Here is a 20,639-nt window from a genome sequence, read left to right on the forward strand (position 1 = left end):
GCTGAGGCTGCCGCCGCCGGGAGCCGTCGCGCCGCCCCTCCCCATGCCCGAACCGCCCTTGCGATCGAAAGAGCCACCGGTGTCCCCATCCGAGAACCCGACGAGCGCGCACACCTTCCAGGTCGACCTGCGCGGCCTGGTCGACCTGCTCTCCCACCACCTCTACTCCAGCCCCCGCGTCTACCTGCGCGAACTCCTGCAGAACGCGGTCGACGCCATCTCCGCCCGGCAGGCCCTCGACCCGTCGGCACCCGCCGCGATCACCGTCCGCACCGACCACGGGCTGACCGTCACGGACACCGGCATCGGCCTGACCGAGCAGGACGTCCACACCTTCCTCGCCACCATCGGCCGCAGCTCCAAGCGCGACGCCGACGGCCGCCTCGACGGTGACGGACTCGCCCGCGCCCGGGGCGACTTCATCGGCCAGTTCGGCATCGGCCTGCTGGCCTGCTTCGTCGTCGCCGACGAGATCACCGTCGTCACCCGCTCCGCCGCCACCCCCGACGCCCCCGTCATCGAGTGGCGCGGCGGCTCGGACGGCCGCTACACCATCCGCACCCTGCCGCCCGAGGCCAAGCCGGAGCCGGGCACCACCGTCCGGCTCGCCCCCCGCGCCGACGCCGCCGAGTGGACCCGCACCGACCGGGTGATCTCCCTGGCCAGGGACTTCGGAAGCCTGCTGCGCCACGACGTCACCGTGGTCGACGGCCGGGGCGAGACCACCCGGGTCAACCACACCCCGCCGTGGGCCGAGCGGCACGGCTCCCCGCTGGCCCGCCGCGAGGCGCTGGCCGCGTACTGCCGCTCGACCTTCGACTTCACCCCGCTCGACACCATCGAGCTGGACCTGCCGCTGGTCGGCCTGCGCGGCGTCGCCTACGTGCTGCCCGACGCCGTCCCGCCGTCGCGCCGGGCCGGCCACCGGGTCCACCTCAAGGGCATGCTGCTCTCCGACCACGCCGACGAACTCCTGCCCGACTGGGCGTTCTTCGTCCGCTGCGTGGTCGACACCGACGGCCTGCGGCCCACCGCCTCCCGCGAGGGCCTGTACGCCGACGAGATGCTCGCCGCCGTCCGCGACGCGCTCGGCACCCGGATCCGCGACTGGCTCACCGGCCTGTCCGCCAGCGACCCGGCGCTGCTGCACCGGTTCATCTCGGTGCACCACCTGGCCGTCAAGGAACTCGCCCGCTACGACGACGAGTTGCTGCGGATGCTGCTGCCCTGGCTGCCGTTCGAGACCACCGACGGCAATGTCACCCTGGACGAGTTCGCCCGCACCCACCCGGTCGTCCTGGTCACCCGAACCGTCGAGGAGTTCCGCCAGGTCGCCCCGATCGCCGGCGCCGCCGGGCTCGGCGTCGTCAACGGCGGCTACACCTACGACCGCGACCTCGTGCACCGGCTGCCCGAGATCCGGCCCGGCACCTCCGTCGCCGACCTCGACCCCAGCACCGTCACCGCGCACCTGGACACCGTCGACCCGGCCGCCGAACTCGCCGCCTCGGCCTTCCTCGCGGTGGCCCGCGAGGTGGTCGGCCGGTTCGACTGCGACGTCGCCCTGCGCAGCTTCCACCCGACCAGCGCGCCCGCCCTGCTGCTCGACAACCGGGAGGCCAGGCACGAGCGCGGCCGCGCCCAACTCGCCGAGGAGGCCGACGGGTTGTGGGCCGACATCCTCGGCTCGCTGCGCGCCGAGGTGCCCCGGGCGCAGCTCGTCCTCAACCACCTCAACCCGCTGGTGCGCCGGGCCGCCTCGATCGTGGACCGCGAACTCGCCGTCACCGCCGTCGAGACGCTCTACGGGCAGGCCGTGCTGCTCACCCGCCGGCCGCTCACCTCCAGCGAGAGCGCCCTGCTCAACCGCTCGTTCATCAGCCTGCTGGACCACGCGATGCTCGGCCACGAGGCGGCCGGCCGGTCCGGCGGCGGCGCGCAGGGCCCGCAGGACCCGCAGAAGGAGGCGTGATGCTGGACACCATCGACGCGGTGATGGCCGCGCTGCGCGACAACGACGCCCGACCCTACGGCCGGCCCCGGACCGTCACCGCCGAGGAACTCGTCGACGCCGCCGACCGGTTCGACGACACCGGGCTGCGCGCCATGGCCCTCCTGGAACTCATGGAGGCCTACGAGTACGACGGCGAGCGGAGCAAGGCCCCGGTGGTCTTCGCCCGCGTGCTCAAGCTCTGGGACGCCGACCGGGGCAGCTTCGGCGAGTGGGCGAGCCAGCAGGTGTTCTGGCGCTTCAAGTGGGTCGCCACCTCGCTGCTCGGCACCCCCGACGTGCCGCTCGCCTCGGTCCGCCGCTGGCACGGCGAGATGCGCGACCGCTACCGCGCCGCCGGCCACGGCCTCCAGCCCTACTACGCCCAGCGCTTCCACCTCGCCGCCCACATCGGCGAGGACGTCCAGGACGCCTACGAGCTGTGGGCCGCCCGGCCGCGCACCGAGCTGAGTGACTGCCACGCCTGCGAGGTCCGCGCCGCGGCCTCCCACCTGGTGCGCCAGGGCGACGACGCGGCCGCGCTGGACGCCTGGCGGCCGGTGCTCAGCGGTGAGAGCACCTGCGCCGAGGAGCCCCATGTCAGCCACGCCCAGGCGCTGCTTCCGCTGCTGCGCCAGGGCCGGCTGGACGAGGCCCGCTCCAGCCACCTGGTCGGCTACCGCTTCGCGCGCGGCAAGAGCGGGCTGGTCCGCTCGGTCGGCCAGCACATCGAGTTCTGCGCGCTGTCCGGCAACGAGCCGCGCGGGCTGGAGATCCTGGCCGAGAACCGCGACCTGTTCGGCGTCACCGGCGACCCGAGCGGCCAGCTGGACTTCCTCACCGGCGTCGAGGTGCTGATCGCCGGCCTGGCCCGGGCCGGCCACGGCGAGCTCACCGTCAGCGGCCCGCCCGGCAGGAGCTGGACCGTCGACACCCTGCTCGCCCATCTGCGCACCGAGGCCGACGCCCTGGCCGCCCGCTTCGACGCCCGCAACGGCACCGCGGCGGTGGGATCCCGCCGCCGCGACCGGCTCGCCCGACGGCCGCTGCTCGCCGAGCCGCTGGCACTCGGCGTGCGGGCCTCGGCCGCGCCGGAACTGGCCGCCGTCCCGGTCGTGCCGGCGGTGCCGGTCCGGGAGGTCGAGCCGGAGCCGGAGGACTTCGGCGCGCTGGTGCTGCGCGCCCGCGAGCTGCAGCTGCTCGGCCACCCCGACGCGGACCGGCTCTGGCGCCGGATCGGCGAGCGGTTCACCGCCGGGGGCGAGGCCGAGGTCACGGGTGCGGCCGACCCGGACCGGGTGGGTACGGCCGGGCAGCTGCGCGCCGAACTCGCCGAGCGGCGGGCGCACGCGGCGCTCGACCGGGAGGACTGGGAGGAGGGCGCCGCCGAACTGCGGGGCGCCGGTGACCTCTTCGAGCGGGAGGGGCTGGCCGGGCGGGCCCTGGCGGCCCGGACCCGGGCCCTGGTCGCCGTCCTGGTCGGGAACGACCCGGGGGACGGGGATGCCTCCGACGAGGACAAGGACGGGGACGGGGACGGCTCCGGCGGCAGCGATGCGGCGGGGACCGCACGGGCCGTCGACTGGGCGGCCCTGGACGCCGCGCTGGCCCTCGCCGACGAGCTGGCCGCCGCCCCCGGCGGCCCCGCCCTCGCCGACGACGACTACCTGGTCGTGCTCCAGTGCCGCGCCTACGCCGCGCACCACGAACTCGTCCTGGCACTGCCCGAGCCGCCCGAGGAGCCGCCCGCCGAGCAGGCCGGGCGCTTCGCCCGCACCGTCACCGCCTACCGCGAGGCCGCCGCAGCCCGGGGCTCCGTCCGCCGGCTGACGGTGGCCCGCCAGTACGCCGCCGACGTCGCCGCCCGGCAGGGCCGGATCACCGAGGCGGCCGAGGAACTGCGCACCGTCATAGCCGAGCTGGAGCAGGCCGGGCAGCCCTGGCACACGCCCCGCGCTTACGGCCTGCTGGGGCAGGCGCTGCTGCAGAACGGCGAGCAGGCCGAGGCCGTGGAGGTGCTGCACCGGGCCCTGGCCGCGGCCGCCCGCTGGGCCGACGAGTCCTACCCGTTCGCCGCCACCTACCTGATGGCCGGGCACGCCAGCGCCCACCTCGGGGACACCGATGCCGCGATCCGGGCGCTCTCCGAGGCCGCCGGGCGCTTCGACCGCAAGGGCCCGGCGGGCGCCGGGGACGCGGCCAGGACCAGGCTGCAGCTCGCCGACCTGCTGAGCACCGCCGACCGGCCCGCCGACGCGGTGGCCGTGCTGGAGTCGGTGCTGGCCGACGCGGCCGCCGCCGGCCCGGAGGACCGGCTGTTCGCCCAGGCCAGGCTGGACCTCGCGCGCGGCCTGTTCACGCTGGACGAGTACCGGGACTCCGCCGAGGAGTACCTGCGGCTGGCCACCGCCCTGGAGGGCTGGACCGAGGACCTGCACCTGCGCACCATGGTCGCCGCGGAGGCGGCCGTCGCGCTGGCCCTCGCCGACCGCTGGGAGGCCGCGCACGCGGCCAGGTCCCGGGCGCTCGCCGCGCAGGAGCAGTGGCCGCAGACCGGTCCGGTCTCCGCGATGCTGCGGCAGTTCGCCCGGTTGGTCGTGCAGCAGGAGGGCCCGGACGGGCTGGAGCAGGCACTGGCCCGGCTGGCCGAGGCGGACGCCGTGCGCGAGCGGGCGGAGCCCGAGGCCGACGCCTGGTACCTGCGGGCCTCCGTCCACTACGAGCGGGCCCGCGCCTACGCGGTGGCGGACCGCTACGAGGAGGCGCTGACCGAGGCGGACCTCGCGATCACCGCCTACGAGGCGGGCGGCGAGCGGGCCGAGACCCCGCGCGCCGAGGCCGTCCGGCTGGCCGCGCTGATCGAGGGCACCGACCTCGGCCGGCCGGCGGCGGCCCGGCAGCGGCTCGCCGCCGCCGTCGAGCGCTGCCGGGCGTACGGGCTGGAGGAGGCCGCGGAGATCCTGGCGGACCTGCGCGAGCGGCTCGCGGACTGACGCGTCGGCGGGGCGGGCGGGGCGGGCCGGTGCGGCCCGCCCCACCGTCACGGGCTCAGCAGGGGCCGTCGTCCCCCCAGACGCCCCACTGGCCGCTCGCGGTCGGCACTTCGTTCAGCGTCCACCACTTGGCGTGGTACTTGTGGCCCTGGTGGGAGACCTTGGCTCCGTTGGTGTACACGGTGCCGCTGTCCCAGGGCTGGTCGAGGCAGCTGCCGGGGCTCGTGGGCGGGGTCGTGGGCGGCGTGGTCGGCGGGTCGGTGGGCGGGGTCGCCCCGGCGAAGCGGACGGTGAACCTGGTGAAGTCCCAGTCGTTCTGCGCCACGCTGGAGCAGGAGCCGGACAGCCCCGGGTCGACCGGCCCCGGGCACTGCCGGTCCCGGTTGACCGACCAGTAGGTGTAGCGGGCCAGCTTGTGCGCGAGCGCGAAGTCCAGCACCGCCTGGAAGTCCGCCTGCCGGAAGTACTCGGCGGCGTCGGTGCGTCCGTTCATCAGCGAGACGCCCTCGTGCGCGTAGGCGTCCGCCTCCGACCAGCCGAACGTGGTGCGCAGCAGCTGGTTGAACTTCACCAGCGCGTCGGTCTGCGCGGCCGCGCCGCTGAAGCCGCCGTCGAACGGCATGATCGAGTAGTTGTCCGGGGTGAAGCCCTGGGCCTTGGCCTCGTTCAGCATCTGCTGGCCGAACCAGCCGGTGCCCGCCGCCGTGGTGCCGGCCGTGGTGATCGAGATGTACAGCCCCGGGTTGTTGCGCTGCAGGATGCGGGCCGCGCCGATCTCGTTGTGGATCGCGGCGGTGCTCTCGTACTCCGGTTCCTCCAGGTCGAAGTCGATCGCCTTCAACTGGTACTTGTCGACGACCTTCTGGTACCCGGCGGCGGTCGCCTCCGGCGTGCCGCAGGTCTGGCCGAGCTTGGTGCCGCCGTAGCCGCCGATCGAGACGGAGACGTCGCCGCCCTTGGCCCGCACGGTCCGGATCACGGCGGGCATGGTGGTGTCGGTGTCGATCGGGGACGTCCCGCCCCAGGCCGGGACGCAGCCGCCCTTGTCCAGGATGAACGCGAGCTGGAAGGCCTTCTGGCCGGTGGCGTCCATCACCGTCGAGACGTCCGGCGGGCTGTTGTCCTCGGGCATCAGATAGGGCGCGGAGGCGTACCAATTGCTGCCGATGCCGCCCGCGACGGCGGCTGCGGTGCCGGTGCCGGTGCCGGTGCCGGTGTCGGCGGTGGCGACCAGGCCGCCGGTGACCAGCCCGCCGGCCACCAGGCCGAGCACCCCGGCGACGGCGGCGAGGGCGCCGCGACGGGACCTCCGGGGGGAGCTCCGGCGGGGTCTCCGGTCGGACGGGTGCGGGTGCGGGGGCTGGGGCGGGTTCGGCTTTCGGTCCGGCTGTGGGGGAAGTGCACGTTCCATCGGGATCTGCCTCTCCAGGAAACGGCGGACTGCGGCCCACCCGCGCCAACAGTGGGGGCGGCGCGCCGGGCCGACGGCGCCCCGCGTCGGGGTCGGGCCGCCGCGAGGCCCTCACTGGTATAGACCTGTCCTGAGGGGCCGTCAACCGCCCCGGCCGCTGCTCCGCGTGCGACCGGGCTGCGTCGGCGGATCGGTCAGGACGCGACGACGGACGCCCCGGGACCGGGGTGCACCGCCGCCAGCAGGCCCGTCACCGCCGGGGACCACGGCCGCCCGGCCGGGCCGGTGAGGGTCAGGGTGCGGTGCGTGGCCGGCCGGATCGGCACCAGGACGCAGTCCGGCGGCAGCATCGGCTGCGCCAGCGCCGGCATCACCGAGACGCCGACCCCCGCGTGCACCATGCCGATCAGCGTGTTGAGGTCGCGGATCCGGTGCCGGGGCGCGAAGCGGACGCCGGCCCGGCGGTAGGCGTCGCGGACGTGCCGTTCGCAGCCGCCCTCCGAGAGCAGGAAGTCGTCGTCCTCCAGGTCCGCCACGTCGACGCCCGCCTCTCCCGCGAGCGGGTGGTCGCGGCGCAGCAGCGCGTGCATCGAGTCGGCGCCGAGCGGTACCGCCCCCGGCAGCGGCCGGTCGACGTCCACCAGGACCGCCGCGTCCACCGTGCCGGTCTCCAGCCAGACGGCCAGCTCGTGGTCCTCGCCCTCGAAGACCCGCACCGTCAGCCGGGGGTGCTCGGACCGCCAGTCGCGCAGCAGGGCCGGCAGCAGCCCCTGGCAGACGGTGGTCGGCGCGGCCAGCCGGACGGTGCCGGTCAGCCCGCCGCCGTGGTGCTCGGCGATCGACCGGACCGCCGTGGCGGAGGCGACCGCCGTCCGGGCGTGCGGCAGGATCCGCTCGCCCAGCGGGGTCGGCCGGGCGGGTGTGCCCCGGTGCAGCACGGGCGCGCCCAGCACCCGTTCCAGCGCGGCCACGGCGTGCGAGACCGCCGACTGGCTCACGCCGAGCTCGGCGGCCGCCGATCCGAAGCCGCCCGCGTCCGCCACCGCGACCAGCGCCCTGAGCTGGGCGAGGTTCACCTCCTGGGCCATGAGACTTCCTCATCCGTGCAGCACCATCACTTGTTGGACTCATGATCGGCCGACCCGCGACCCTCTGTCCATCGAGTACGAGCAGGGGTCGGGCCGGGTCGGCCCGGACCTGCGGCAGGGAAGGCGGGTGGTCGGAGTGCGAGGGCGCTGGTGGCCGGGGTTCGTGGTGCTGTCGGCGATCTGGGGTGCGAGCTTCGCCCTGATCAAGGTGGCGGTGGAGGCGGGGGTGCCCCCGGTCTGGGTCGCGGCGTGGCGCTGCCTGCTCGGCGCGGGCGCGCTGTGGGTGATCCTCGCCGTCCGCCGCGAGGCCGTCCCGCGCGACCCCGCCGTCTGGGGCCACAGCGCCGTCGCCGCCGTCCTGCTGAACGCGGTGCCGTTCGTCCTTTTCTCCTACGGGGAGACCCGGGTCAGCTCGGTGCTGGCCGGGGTGCTGAACGCGGCCACCCCGCTGTTCACCATGCTTTTCGCGCTCGCCGTGGTACCCGGGGAGCCCCGGCCCGGCCCGCGCCGGCTCGCCGGACTCGCCCTCGGCTTCGCCGGGGTGCTCACCGTGCTGGGTGTGTGGCACGGCTTCGGCGACGCCTCCGCCGGGGGACCGGGCGGGGGACCGGCCGGGGCGGCGGGAGCGGCCGGCGGCGGAGCGGGCGCGGTGGCCGGCGGACTGGCCTGCCTGGCCGCGACCTGCTGCTACGGCGCCGGCTTCGCCTACCTGCGCCGCCACCTCGCGAGCCGTCCGCAGTCGGCGACCGCCCTGTCCGCCGTCCAGATCACCTGCGGCGGCGCCCAGCTCGCCGTGGCCGCCCCGCTGGCGGCGGGCGCCCCGCACTGGCCCGGGGTCGGGGCCGCGGCCGCCCTGCTGGTGCTCGGCGCGCTCGGCACCGGCGTCGGCTACATCCTCAACCTCGACCTGGTCCGCACCGCCGGGACGGCCGTGGCCGCCGCCGTCACCTACGCGACCCCGCTCTGGGCGACGGCGATCGGTGCGCTGCTCCTCGCCGAACCGGTCGGCTGGAACACCCTGGCCGGCGGCCTCGCGGTGATCGCCGCGGTCGCGCTCACCCGGCCGCCGTCCGTCGGAGGCGGGGGAGGGGACGGGCGGGGACCGGCCGTCCGGTGGGGCCGAAGGGCACGTCAGCCGGTCGGTTAGGGTGGGGTGATGGGCACGGGGCGGGCGACGGCCGAGGACACCGGGGCGGGCGCGACCGGGGAGGTCGGCGCCGCTTCCTCGTTCCTCTCCTCCACCGCCGCCGCCGTCGGGGCCGCTGAGGCCGTCCGGACTGCCGGGCCCGCCGACCGGTCGGCCGAGGTGGCCGTCATGGCCGCCCTGCGGGCCCGCCCACTGCGCTTCCCGTTCACCCGCGACTCCCTGCGCTGCTGGGCCTACCTGGCCGGCGGCGCCGTCCTGGGGCTGGTGACGGCGGTGCTGCTGCTCGCCCTGACCGCGCTCGGCCTCGGGCTCTCGGTGGTCGGCGTCGGCCTTCCGCTGCTCCTCGCCGCCGCCCTCTCCGGCCTGCCGGCCGGGGCCCTGGAACGCCGCCTGCTCCGGCTCGTCGAACCGGCGCCGCTGCCCGACCCGCACCGGGCGCTCCCCGGGGCCGGGCGCCCGGCCCGACTGCGCACCCGGCTGCGCGAGCGCGCGACCTGGCGCGAACTCGCCCACACCCTGCTCGTCGCCCCGCCGCTCACCGCCGCCGGCCTCGGGCTGACCGCCCTGCTGCTGTTCTCCGCGACGCTGGTCGTCAGCCCGGTGGTGGTCCAGGTGCTCGCCCCCGAGACCGTGATGCTGATCCCCGGCCATGCCGTGCCCGGACCGCTGCACGCGCTCCCGTTCACCGCCGTCGGCCTGGTCGGGCTCTACCTCGGCGGCCACGCCGGGGCGCTGCTCACCACCGCCCACGTCCGGCTGGCCCGGCTGCTGCTCGGGCCCCGGGAGGAGGACCCCGGCGGCCAGGTCCTCGAACTGACCCGGTCCCGGGCCCGGTTGGCGGACGCCTTCGAGGCCGAGCGCCGCCGCATCGAACGCGATCTGCACGACGGCGCCCAGCAGCAGCTGGTCGCCCTCACCATGACGCTCGGCCTGGCCGCGCACGAGCTGCGCGAACACGCGGGCGCCGACAGCGCGGGTGTCCCGCCAGGGGCGCTCGCCCTGGTCGACCGGGCCCGGGGCGAGGCCCGGCAGGCGCTGGAGCAACTGCGCGGCCTGGTCCGGGGGATCCACCCGCAGGTGCTCACCGACCACGGCCTGGCCGCCGCCGTCGCCGAGGTGGCGCTGCGCCACCCGGTCCCCGTCGAGGTCGACCTCGACCTGCCGGGCCGACTGCCGGGCCCCGTCGAGACCACCGCCTACTTCACCGTCACCGAGGCTCTCACCAACGCCGCCAAGCACAGCGGCGCCACCGCCGTCACCGTCCACGGACGGGTCGCGGCCGGCCGGCTGGTGCTCCAGGTGACCGACGACGGCTGCGGCGGGGCCGACCCGGCCGCCGGCACCGGGCTGCAGGGACTGGCAGACCGGGTGGCGATCCTGGGAGGACGACTGATGGTGACGAGTCCGACCGGCGGGCCGACCGCGCTCCGGCTGGAGGTGCCGTGCTCCGGATAGTCCTCGCCGACGACGCCGTGCTGCTCCGGGCCGGCCTGGTCGAACTGCTCACCCGGGGCGGCCACCTGGTGACCGCCGCCGTCGGCGACGCGGACGCCCTGGCCGCCGCCGTGGACGCCGACCGGCCCGACATCGTCGTCACCGACGTCCGGATGCCGCCCGGCTTCCGGGACGAGGGGCTGCGCGCCGCGCTCGACCTCCGGTCCCGCCACGCCGACCTGCCCGTCCTGGTGCTCTCCCAGTACGTGGCCACCCCCTACGCGACCCGGCTGCTCGGGGCGGCGGGCGCGCAGCGGGCCGGGCTCGGCTACCTGCTCAAGGACCGGGTCGGCGAGGTGTCCGAGTTCCTGGACGCACTGCGCCGGGTGGCGGCGGGCGAGACGGTGATCGACCCGGACGTGGTGCGGGTGCTGCTCCGCCAGCAGTCCGCGGACCGCCCGATCGCCCGGCTGACCCCGCGCGAGCGCGAGGTGCTGGGGCTGATGGCGGAGGGCCTCAACAACCAGACCGTCGGCGCCCGGCTGAACATCACCGAGGCCTCCGTGGTCAAGCACTGCGGCAACATCTTCATGAAGCTCGACCTCGACCCGGTCGAGGGCAACCGCCGCGTCCTCGCCGTCCTGGCCCACCTCGCGGACCTGCACGGCGAGTAGCGCCGCCGCCCGCGACCGGCCGATGCTCAGGCCGGGGGCGGCGGCGGGTTGTCGCGGAGGAGGTCGTGGCCGACGTCGGTGAGGGTGTGGCGGACCTGCCTGCCCTCGCGGCGGGTGGCGATCAGACCGGCCGTGCGCAGGGCGGCGGCATGGGCGGAGGCCGAGGGCGGGGTGACGCCGAGCCGCTGGGCGAGCTCGGTGGTGGAGCAGTCGCTGCCGGCGACGGCGCGCAGGACGCGGGCCCGGGCGGCGCCGAGCACGGCGGCGAGGCCGTCGGCGGCCGGTGTCCGGGCCGAGGCCCCGGCGACCGCGGTGGCGATCGGCGCGGCGGCCGGGGCGGCGATCGGGTGCAGCAGCAGGCTCTGGCGGTCGGGCCCGGCCAGCAGGCTGATGCTCCGTTGGACGAAGTAGTTGGGCCGGAGCTCCAGGCCCCGGCCGCCGAGCTCGAAGGAGCCCTCCAGGTCGCCGAGGGTGCACTCCAGCACCCCTTCGTCCCGCCAGACGGCCTTCGGGTGGAGCGAGTCGAGCATCTCGCCGATCCCGGCGCGGGCGGCGGTGCGGGCCCGGACGGCGATGTCGGCCTCCAGGGCGCGGCGGATGTCGGGCCAGTCCGGGGCGAGGCAGGCCCGGAACAGCGCCCAGGCGCCGTCGCTGACCTCGCGCAGGCCCCGGCTGCCGTCCTCGCGCAACCGGGCCAGGGCGGCCGGTACTTCGGGGCCGCTGCCGAACATCGCGACCCCCTCCTCCACGGCCTGCTGCGGGACGGAGAGGAGCGCGTCGAGCTCGTCGGTCAGCTGCCGGCGGACGGCGTCGAGGTCCGCCACCATGAAGTCGGGGACGCCGACCGGGCTCGCGTTGACCACCTCCAGGAAGCGCACGGCCCGGTGGGGCACGTGGCGGCGGACGTCCCGCCACCAGCGCTCGCTGCGCGACCCGCTGCCCTGGTGCACGCCCAACCGGGCCGAGCCGGCCATCAGATGGTCGAACGGGGATATGACGAAGCGGGTCCTCGCGAGGTCCGCGACCCCGAACCGCAGTGCGATCACGAACCTTCCCCCGACCCCCGCAGCCGTTCTGACCTGCCGCGTTGTTGACTATTAGGCCCAGAGGCTAATGCATGGCCGTCCGGCCCCTCCCGTTGGCATGCTCTCTCTCGTCGGCGCGGCGGAGGCCCGCTCCGGCCCCCACCACGAGGGGAGTGGGGGCCGGAGCACGTTCCTCGACCGGGCGTTCGTGGATCCGGACGCCCGGTGCCGCCCGGCGGATCGTGCCCTGTCCGACAGGGCATCACCTGGCGTCGGCCGGGCGGGGGTCGAGGGGGTCGCGGGGGGCGGCCGCGTCGGGGTGGCCGCAGTGGCCGGGGTGGTCCTGCGGCGGGGCGAGGAGGGCGGCCAGGCGGTCGGCGGTGGTGTCCCAGGACCAGTGGTCGCGGACCCACCAGCGGCCGGCGGCGCCCATCCGGTCACGCTCGGCGGCGGGGGCGCGGAGGATGCCGGTGATCGCCGCCGCGACGGCGGCCGGGTCGCGGCCGTCCACCACGGTCCCGTTGACGCCGTCCAGGACGGCGTCCGGCGCGCCGCCCGAGCGGCCCACGACCACCGGCAGTCCGGCGGCCGCCGCCTCCAGGAAGACGATGCCCAGGCCCTCGGCCTCCAGTCCGGCCCGGCGGGTGCGGCACGGCATCGCGAACACATCGGCCGAGGCGTAGTCGGCGGGCGTCTGCGCGTGCTCGTGGCCGCCGGCGAAGACGACCGAGCCGGGCTCGGTGTGCCGCCGGGCGAGTTCGCGCAGCCGGCGTTCGGCGGGGCCCCGGCCGACCAGGACCAGGACCGCGCCCGGCACGCTGCGCCGGACCAGCGGGAGTGCCCGGACGAGGGTGTCCTGCCCCTTGCGCGGGACGAGCCGCGCCACGCAGAGGATCACGGGTGCGCGCGGGTCGGCGTCCTGCTCGCGCCTCCCCGGGCGGAACAGTTCGGTGTCGACGCCCGGGACCAGCCGCTCCAGCCGGGGTGCCGGGCCGAGCGCGGGGGCGATCCGCTCGCGGGTGTGGGCGCCGAGGAAGGTGACGACGTCGACGCTGTCGCCGATCCGCCGCAGCAGGCGCCGGGCGACGGGGGTGCGGGCCCACCAGATCTCGTGCCCGTGGGTGGTGGCGACGGTCCTCCGTATGCCGGGCGCCTGCCGCCGCAGCTCCGGGGTCATCGCGGCGAGCGGGGCGGCTGCGCCGAACCAGACCCGGTCGCACCCGTACGCCCGGGCGAGCTCGGCGGCCCGCCGGGTCACCCGGGGGGTGGGCAGCAGCAGCCGGGACCGGTCGCGGACCACCGGGAACGGCAGCGCGGCGTCGTGCCGGTCGGCACCCGGTTCGGCCGAGGTGTAGACGACGACCTCCCCGGCGGGCAGCCGGGTGGCCATGGCGTGGACGAAGGTCTCGATGCCGCCCTGACGGGGCGGGAAGTCATTGGTGACGACGAGGGTGCCGGTCATGGCGCGGGAACCACCTGGGGTGCGTGCGGGCGGGGTGTTTGTGGCCGGGGTGCGTGCGGGCGGGGTGTTTGTGGCCGGGGGAGGCGCGGGAGCCGGTCGGGGCCGGGGCCGGGGCCGGGGCCGGAGAGGTGGGGGAGGTCGGGGAGCGGGGCGGGCCGGGGGAGGAGCAGCAGGAGGGCGGGCAGTGCGAGATAGCCGAACCGGCCCGCGGGGGCGAGCAGGAACGCCAGGGCGAGGCCGAGGGCGAGCCGGTCGGCGGCGGCGCGGGTGTGCAGTGGCGGGCGGCTCACGAGGGACCGGGCGACGGCGGCCCCGGCGAGCAGCAGCAGCGCGACGGCCGCGTACCAGCCGACCGGGCCGAGGTCGGCGAGCAGCCGTCCGGGCAGCGGGCTGCCGGCCGGGGTGGGCAGGTCGCCGCGCCCGGTGGGGAAGGCGAACACCTGCTGCAGCAGCGGTCCCGGGGAGCGCAGTGCTGAGGGCAGCACCAGGGCGGCCGTGCCGGCGGCGGCGGTGACGGCGGCCCGCAGCGCGGCGCGCCGTCCGGTGGTGGCGGCGAGCAGGGCGACCACCACCGCGACCGCCGGCCAGGCCGTCCACTTGAGCGCGCAGGCCAGGGCGAGCGCCCACCCGGCGGCGACCGGCCGGGCCCGGCCGGCCAGGGCCAGGGCGAGGACGCAGAGGCCGGCCAGCGGCAGGTCGACCCCGCTGACGCTCAGCGGCAGCGCGACCACCGGCGAGGCGACGAGCGCCGCTACTGCGAGCACGCGCGGGAGCGCGGCGGGGAGCACTGCAGGAAGGGCTCCTGTGCGCGCCGCTGTGACCGCTGCCGCGACCGTTGCCCTGAGCGCCGCCGTGACGCCGGGCCGCCCGGGGCGGTGCCGGGTCGGCAGGGCGGCGGCGGCCAGGCAGCCGAGGAACGCGGCGGCGCACCAGAGCCGGGCGTCCCCGGCCACCCTGGCCGGCCACCCGTCCGTACCGAACAGGGCGCGGGGCAGCCCGAAGAGTGCCATCCCGGGGAGGTAGGGCGTGTACTCCGCGACCGTGCGCGGCTCGGCCAGGTACGGCGTCCCGTGCCGGAGCAGCAACTCGCCCGAGCGCTCGATGACGGCGACCTCGCTCTGCCCCTGCCCGCCCACCACCAGGACGAGCAGCGGTACGAGGACGGCGCCGAGCAGCGCGACCGCCACCGAACCCGCGCGTGCCCACCGTCGGGGCAGTACGAGCACGGCGACCGCCGCCGCCAGGTACCCCGCCGCCGCGCACAGCCCCCAACTCCGGTGCGGCCCCAGCCCGGACACCAGCGGGAACGCCCCCGCCCACCCGGCGGCGAGCACCCACCCGCCGCACCACAGCGCCCGCCGCCCGCCGGGAGGACGGGGGACGCGGTGGACCCGACGGGAGCCGGCAGCGGTTCGGGAACCGGGTCGGGGGCCGGTGCCCGTGTCGGTGTCGGGGTGACGGGTGGAGCGACGGGCAGGTTGAACGACGGGCCGAACTACGGGCCGAACGACGGGGCCGGGAACGGGCGGACGTGGGGTACGGACGCGGTGAATCAGCACCACTTCATTGCAGCGGCGCAGGTCAGCGAGGTCATGGCGGTCAGGTCGAGTCCTTCGGTCGGGTTTCCCCTACCACCGGGCGGGCGCGCCGGGCGGCCCCCGGGCTCCGGGGTGGGTGCGGGCGGTGCGGACGACGGGCACGGTGCTGGACTCCTCCTCGACAGCGGACTTTCCGAACAAGGGAATTCGTATCCGACCTGACGTTCGGTGTCCATCGAATTACACACCGTGCCGATCACTCGCTATCGTGGGCGCGTGGTGAACTCCTGGGACATGGCGGTCGAGCGGGTGCAGGAACGATTGGCCGCGGCGCCCGCCCTGCGGGCGGTGGCCGACGAGGAGGGGCGCGAGTTCGCGCTCTGGGACCTCGCGGCCTGCGCCGAGGGAGAGTTGGGCGAGCCGGTCGATCCGGCGGCGATCGGTCCGGCCGAGGAGGCCCGGCTGCGCGCCCGGCTCGGCGAGTCCGGCCGTGAATGGCCGGGCGGCGAGCTCTACCGGCGCCGCTACTGGCTGCTGGGCGGCGGACGCCCGGACGCCCCCACCGGTTCCGCCCCCACCGCTCCCGCCGTCCCGGTCGGGACCGTCGCGGTCGACAACTGGACCAGGGGCGCGGGCCAGTTGGCCGTCTCCTCGCTCTATCTGCGCCACGACGCGCGCGGCCGGGGCCTGGCCGCCGCGGCCCTCGACCGGGTCTACCGCGCCGCCACCGCCGAGGGCCTGTCCGGCTACCGGCTGGAGGCGGACTGGGCCTGGCCCCGGGCCGTCCGCTACTACCTGCGCCGGGGTCTCTGGGTGCGGTCCTGGAAGCACACCATCGGTCTCACCCGGATGCCCCAACTCCCGGCCTACCGGATCCGGGAGGAGCAGGACCGACTGGTGCTGCTGGTCGCCGACCGGCCGTCGGGAGCCCCCTCCGGGGAGGTCTGGACGCCGCTGCTCGCCGCCGGCCGCGAGGGCCGCTGGCTGCGGTTGGACGAGACCGCCGCCTACCGGCAGGCGGACGGCTGGGTGCACGACTACGCCCGCTCGACCCTCGCGCTGCACCTGGCGCTCGCCGGCCGTCCGCTGGTCCGGGGCCCGCAGTGGTGGGCGGAGGCCTGGCGCTGGTCCGACGGCGGGGAGCCGGAGGGACTGGCCCACCGGATCGAGCAGTTCGAGCGGTTCGGGCGACGGCGCGGCGCCGACGACCGGACGTCGGCCCCGCCCGGCACAGCTCTGCCGGGTGCGGCCCTCCCGGATGGGGCGCTGCCCGCCCCCGCCCCCGCCCACCGCCCCGGCGCGGTGGCACCGTAGGACCACCGCCCGGGACCGGGGCCGCCTCCTGGGCCGGGCCCCCGCCCCGAACCGGCCCCGCCCCTGGGAGACTCGACACCATGGCAGAGATCGAGATCGACGGCGGCCCCGCCGACCCCGCCCGGCTGGCGGCCCTGGGCCTGATCAACTACGGCCACTTCACCACCCTGCGCGCCGAGTCCGGCCGCACCCGCGGCCTCGCGCTCCACCTGGACCGCCTGGTCCGCGACTGCCGCACGGTCTTCGACGCCGAGCTGGACCCCGCGGAGGTCCGGGCCCGGATCCGCCGGGTGCTCCCCGCCGACGGCGCGCCGGTGATCGTCCGGGTGACCGCGTTCGACCCGGCGCTCGGCCTGGAGCGCCCGGCCGCCCCCGCCACGCCCCACCTGCTGGTCACCACCCGCCCCGCGCCGGCCGCCGCGCCCGGCCCGCTGCGGGTCCGCACCACCGCGTACCGGCGCGAGCTGCCGGAGGTGAAGCATGTCGGCCTGTTCGCCCTGGTCCACCAGCGTCGGCAAGCCCAACTCGACGGCTACGACGACGCCCTGCTGCTGGACCGCGCCGGCCGCCTCGTCGAGGGCACCACCTGGAACCTCGCCCTGTACGACGGCCGCACGCTGGTCTGGCCGGAGACCGACGCCGCGCTGCCCGGTGTCACCGCCGCCCTGCTCGCCCGCGTCCACCCGGGACCGCAGCGGCGCGAGGTCCTCTCCCCGGACGGCCTGGGGCGCTTCGTCGCCGCCGTCGCCGTCAACGCGGGCGTGGGCGTCCGCCCGATCGCGGCTATCGACGGCACCTCCTTCGACCCCGCCCACCCGGTCGTCGCGGAGCTGCGCGCCGCCTACGAGGGCGTGCCGGGGGACGAGATCTGACCTGCCGCCAGGACACTCCGGGAGCCGGCGCCGAACGGCCCCGGGCCATTCCGGCGGCCCGGCGCGGCTCTACCCCCGGGCCCTCCGGGGGACACGCCGGGGGGGATAACCCCACCCCACGTCCGCCAGCGGACTCCATGGTCCGCCGCACCCCGCCTTCCTAGCCTGGAACACGTCGACCACCGGCGACGATCCACGAAGGAAGGCCCACCATGGCACCCCGCCGTTCCCGCCCCCGGCCCGAGCAGACCGGCCACCCCGCCGCGTCGTTCGGAACCGCCCCGCAGGCCGCGATCGAGCTGCGCGGCGTCCGGCGCAGCTACGGCCGGGGCGCCGAGGCCGTGCACGCGCTGCGCGGCATCGACCTGGCGCTCGGCCGGGGCACGTTCACCGCCGTGATGGGACCGTCCGGCTCCGGCAAGAGCACCTTCCTGCAGTGCGCGGCCGGCCTGGACCGCCCGACCTCCGGCGAGGTCCACCTGGGCGGCGAGGAGATCACCCGGCTGAGCGAGGACCGGCTGACCAAGCTGCGCCGGGGCCGGATCGGCTTCGTCTTCCAGTCCTTCAACCTGCTGCCCTCGCTGACCGTGCTGCAGAACGTGCTGCTCCCGCTGCGTCTCGCCGGTGAGCGCCAGGACCGCTCCCGGGCCCGGGAACTGCTCGCCCGGGTCGGCCTCGGGGAGCACGCCGGGCGGCGGCCGGGGCAGCTGTCCGGCGGCCAGCAGCAGCGGGTGGCGATCGCCCGGGCGCTGATCACCGACCCGGACGTGGTGTTCGCGGACGAGCCGACCGGCGCGCTGGACACCCGTACCGCGCACGAGGTGCTCGGCCTGCTGCGGAACGCGGTGGACACCATGGGCGCCACCGTCGTCATGGTCACCCACGACCCGGTGGCGGCCTCGTTCGCCGACCGGGTGGTGTTCCTGGCCGACGGCGCCTTCGCCGACGAGCTGTACCGGCCGGACCCGAAGACCGTCGCCGACCGGATGGTGTCGCTGACCGCCCGCCCGATGGAGGCGGCGGCATGAGCAACGGACTCGCCCGCGCCTCGGTGCGCTTCCGTCCCGCCTCCTTCGTCGGGACCTTCGTCGCGCTGTTCTTCGCCGCCGCCGTGATCACGGCCTGCGGCACCCTCCTGCAGACCGGCATCACGGCCTCGGTGCCGGCCGCCCGGTACGCGGACACCCCGGTCGTGGTCGCCGCCGACCCGACCGTCGGCATCACCTTCCGGCAGGGCGAGGACACCGACACCGAGGAGCAGCCCGTCCCCGACCGGGCCCGGGTGGACGCGGCGCTGACAGCCCGGATCGCCGCACAGCCCGGCGTGGCGGCCGCCCGCCCGGACAGCGCGTTCCCGCTGCAGGGCGGGCCGGGAGGCCCGCTCACCGGCCGGGGCTTCGCCGCGCTCGGCATCGCCGGCCCGCAGGACCGCCTGGTCGAGGGCCGCGCCCCCGGCGCCGGCGAGGTCGTGCTGGACGCCGACACCGCGCGCGCCGCACACCTGGCCCCCGGCGGCACCGTGGCGCTCACCGCGCCGGGCGGCGGCGGGAGCTACCGGATCTCCGGCCTCGCCGCCCCGCAGTCCGCCGGGTCCACCGCCTGGTTCGCCGACCAGCAGGCCGACCGGCTCTCCGGCCACCCCGGCCGGGTGGACGCGATCGCCGTCCAGCCCCGCGAGGGAGTGACCGCCAAGGCCCTCGCCGCCCAGGTCGGGACGGCCGTGGGCGACGCCGCCGAGGTGCGGACCGGCCGGGACCGGGGCGCCGTCGAGCAGCCCGCGCTCGCCGGGGCCCGGGAAGCGCTGGCCGGGATCGGCGGCTCCTTCGGCGGCATCGCCACCATGACCGCCGTGTTCGTGGTGGTCTCCACCGTCGCCCTCGCCACCGGCCAGCGCGCCCGCGAGTTCGCGCTGCTGCGCGCCGTCGGTGCCACGCCCCGGCAGATCCGCCGCACCATCGCCACCGAGGCGATGCTGGTCGCGCCGCTCGCCGCCGCGAGCGGCATCCTGCCCGGCGTCGGTCTGGCCCGCTGGTGGTTCGGCGGGATGGTGGAGCGCGGGGCCGTCCCCGAGGCCGTCGAACTGTCCGTCGGACCGCTGCCGATGGTCGCCGCGGTGGTGCTGTGCACGCTCGCGGCGCTCGCGGCCGGCTTCTTCGCGGCCCGCCGCCCGGCCCGGATGCGGGCCAGTCAGGCGCTGGGCGCGGCCGCCGTCGAACCGTCCCGGCCGGGGTGGATCCGGACCGGCCTGGGCCTGCTCTTCACCGTCGGCGGCATCGTGCTCGCCGGGGTCGCCACCGGGCTGAACGGCACCGACGCCGCCAACACCGCGCTGGGCGTGGTGATGTGCTTCCTGACGGCGGTCGCCCTGCTCGGCCCCTGGGTGGCCCGGGTCGCGGCCGGACTGCTCGGGGTGCCGCTGCGGGCGGGCGGCGCGCCCGGCTCGCTGGCGGCAGACAACACCCGCGCCAACGCCCGTCGGCTGGCCTCGGCGATCACGCCGATCGCGATGGTCACCGCGTTCTGCGGCACCCTGCTGTTCATGCAGAGCACCGTCCGGCACGAGAGCGGCGAGCAGGTGCGGGCCGGTCTCACCGCCGACCACGTGCTCGGCTCCACCGGCCCCGGCCTGCCGGCCGCCGTGCCGGGTGCCGCCGGTGCGGCCGGGACTCCCGGGGTGGTCGAGCGGGCGGCCGGGCTGCCCGGTGTGGAGGCGGCCGTCGGCGTGCTGCGCACCGGCGTCGTCTACCGCGACGGCCACAACCTGGACTCGGCCGCCGCGCTGGGCGTCACCGGCGACCCGTCCCGGCTGCCGCGAGTGCTCGACCTCGATGTCCGCACCGGTTCGCTCGCCGACCTGGGCCGCTCCCCGGACACCGTGGCGCTGGACGCCACCCTGGCCTCCGCCCTGGGCGCCGAGGTGGGCGAGCGGGTGCAGCTCTGGCTCGGCGACGGGACGGAGGCGAAGCCGCTGGTGGTCGCCACGTACGGGCGCGGACTCGGCTTCGGCCAGGTGCTGCTGCCGAGGGCGGCGGTCGCGGAGCACGTCACGGCGGCCTTCGACCAGCAGGTGCTGGTCGCGGACGCGCCCGGCGCGGACCGGGCGGCGGTCGCCCGGGGGCTGGCGGGGCTCGGCGTCCCGGGAATGACCGTCACCGACGGGGAGGGCTTCGCCGCGCAGGCGGACAAGGACCAGGAGATGGGTGCCTGGGCGAACGCGGTGATGGCCGGGGTGCTCGGCGGGTTCGCCGCGGTCACGGCGGCCAACACCCTGGTGATGACGGTGCTGGACCGGCGGCGCGAGGTGGCGCTGCTCCGGCTGGCCGGGACCACCCGGGGGCAGGTGCGCCACATGATGCGCTGGGAGGCGCTGTTGGTGGCCGCGACCGGTCTGGGGGTCGGCGCGGTGATCGCCTGGGTCACCCTGGTGCCGGTCACCCGGGGCCTCACCGGGGCCACGCCGTACGTGCCGCCGGGGACGGCGCTGCCGTTGGCCGCCGGGGCGGTGGCGCTCTGCCTGGCCGCGACGGCCCTGCCGGCGAGGGCGCTGCTGCGGGCCAGCCCGATCGCGATGAGCGGCGGCAAGCAGTAGCGGTTCGGAGGGAGGAAGGGCGCGGGGGAGGAGGGGAGCAGCGCGAGGAGGGGCGGCCTTCGGGTCCGGGCCCCGGTCCACCGAGGGCGACGGGGGTGTCGT

General features: G+C 76.8%; 14 protein-coding genes. 9 read left to right on the forward strand and 5 right to left on the reverse strand.

Annotated features, from left to right (window positions below; all coding sequences use genetic code 11):
• Positions 1-43 precede the first annotated feature (43 nt).
• Both OG715_RS31930 and OG715_RS31935 read left to right on the forward strand, forming a co-directional pair.
• Positions 44-1,972, forward strand: a complete 1,929-nt coding sequence (locus OG715_RS31930) for an HSP90 family protein (RefSeq protein ID WP_266273833.1) — start codon at positions 44-46, stop codon at positions 1,970-1,972.
• Positions 1,972-4,983: an ATP-binding protein gene (locus OG715_RS31935; RefSeq protein WP_266273832.1), complete on the forward strand. Its 3,012-nt coding sequence runs from the start codon at positions 1,972-1,974 to the stop codon at positions 4,981-4,983. Before OG715_RS31930 ends, OG715_RS31935 begins: the two co-directional genes overlap by 1 nt.
• Before the next feature lie 55 nt (positions 4,984-5,038).
• Here the strand turns inward: OG715_RS31935 and OG715_RS31940 are convergent, their stop codons facing one another.
• Positions 5,039-6,256, reverse strand: a complete 1,218-nt coding sequence (locus OG715_RS31940; RefSeq protein WP_266273831.1) for a carbohydrate-binding protein — start codon at positions 6,254-6,256, stop codon at positions 5,039-5,041.
• A gap of 332 nt (positions 6,257-6,588) precedes the next feature.
• Positions 6,589-7,482, reverse strand: coding sequence for a LysR family transcriptional regulator (locus tag OG715_RS31945; protein WP_266273830.1), 894 nt, complete (start codon positions 7,480-7,482; stop codon positions 6,589-6,591).
• Between the two features lie 127 nt (positions 7,483-7,609).
• On the opposite strand from OG715_RS31945, the gene OG715_RS31950 reads away from it, so the two are divergent.
• The 3 genes from OG715_RS31950 (at position 7,610) to OG715_RS31960 (ending at position 10,737) form a co-directional block, all read left to right on the forward strand.
• A complete protein-coding gene (locus tag OG715_RS31950; protein ID WP_266273829.1) occupies positions 7,610-8,629 on the forward strand; it encodes a DMT family transporter in 1,020 nt (339 codons plus the stop codon).
• A gap of 168 nt (positions 8,630-8,797) precedes the next feature.
• Positions 8,798-10,084 carry a sensor histidine kinase gene (locus tag OG715_RS31955; protein ID WP_266274637.1) on the forward strand — a complete coding sequence of 429 codons (1,287 nt, stop codon included), beginning with the start codon at positions 8,798-8,800 and terminating at the stop codon, positions 10,082-10,084.
• Positions 10,072-10,737 carry a response regulator gene (locus OG715_RS31960; RefSeq protein WP_266273828.1) on the forward strand — a complete coding sequence of 222 codons (666 nt, stop codon included), beginning with the start codon at positions 10,072-10,074 and terminating at the stop codon, positions 10,735-10,737. Before OG715_RS31955 ends, OG715_RS31960 begins: the two co-directional genes overlap by 13 nt.
• 26 nt (positions 10,738-10,763) lie before the next feature.
• On the opposite strand, the gene OG715_RS31965 is transcribed toward OG715_RS31960, so the two are convergent.
• The 3 genes from OG715_RS31965 to OG715_RS31975 all read right to left on the reverse strand — a co-directional run bounded on the left by OG715_RS31965 (position 10,764) and on the right by OG715_RS31975 (position 14,558).
• Positions 10,764-11,783 (reverse strand): ArsR/SmtB family transcription factor, encoded by a 1,020-nt coding sequence (locus OG715_RS31965; RefSeq protein ID WP_266273827.1) that lies wholly within the window; start codon positions 11,781-11,783, stop codon positions 10,764-10,766.
• Positions 11,784-12,024: 241 nt separating this feature from the next.
• Positions 12,025-13,224 carry a glycosyltransferase family 4 protein gene (locus OG715_RS31970; protein ID WP_266273826.1) on the reverse strand — a complete coding sequence of 400 codons (1,200 nt, stop codon included), beginning with the start codon at positions 13,222-13,224 and terminating at the stop codon, positions 12,025-12,027.
• Positions 13,221-14,558 (reverse strand): hypothetical protein, encoded by a 1,338-nt coding sequence (locus OG715_RS31975; RefSeq protein ID WP_266273825.1) that lies wholly within the window; start codon positions 14,556-14,558, stop codon positions 13,221-13,223. Before OG715_RS31975 ends, OG715_RS31970 begins: the two co-directional genes overlap by 4 nt.
• A 480-nt stretch (positions 14,559-15,038) precedes the next feature.
• Here OG715_RS31975 and OG715_RS31980 point away from each other — a divergent pair, with 480 nt between their 5' ends.
• The 4 genes from OG715_RS31980 to OG715_RS31995 all read left to right on the forward strand — a co-directional run bounded on the left by OG715_RS31980 (position 15,039) and on the right by OG715_RS31995 (position 20,537).
• A complete protein-coding gene (locus OG715_RS31980) occupies positions 15,039-16,076 on the forward strand; it encodes a GNAT family N-acetyltransferase (protein ID WP_266273824.1) in 1,038 nt (345 codons plus the stop codon).
• Between the two features lie 80 nt (positions 16,077-16,156).
• Complete coding sequence (locus OG715_RS31985) at positions 16,157-16,948, forward strand: aminotransferase class IV (protein WP_266273823.1); 792 nt, start codon at positions 16,157-16,159, stop codon at positions 16,946-16,948.
• Between the two features lie 212 nt (positions 16,949-17,160).
• Positions 17,161-17,976 carry an ABC transporter ATP-binding protein gene (locus OG715_RS31990; RefSeq protein WP_266273822.1) on the forward strand — a complete coding sequence of 272 codons (816 nt, stop codon included), beginning with the start codon at positions 17,161-17,163 and terminating at the stop codon, positions 17,974-17,976.
• Entirely contained in the window at positions 17,973-20,537 is a 2,565-nt protein-coding gene (locus tag OG715_RS31995) for an FtsX-like permease family protein (RefSeq protein ID WP_266273821.1), read from the forward strand. The genes OG715_RS31990 and OG715_RS31995 overlap by 4 nt, the downstream gene beginning before the upstream one ends.
• Positions 20,538-20,639: the final 102 nt, after the last annotated feature.

Source organism: Kitasatospora purpeofusca, assembly GCF_036010405.1.
GTDB classification, from domain to species: Bacteria; Actinomycetota; Actinomycetes; order Streptomycetales; family Streptomycetaceae; genus Kitasatospora; species Kitasatospora purpeofusca.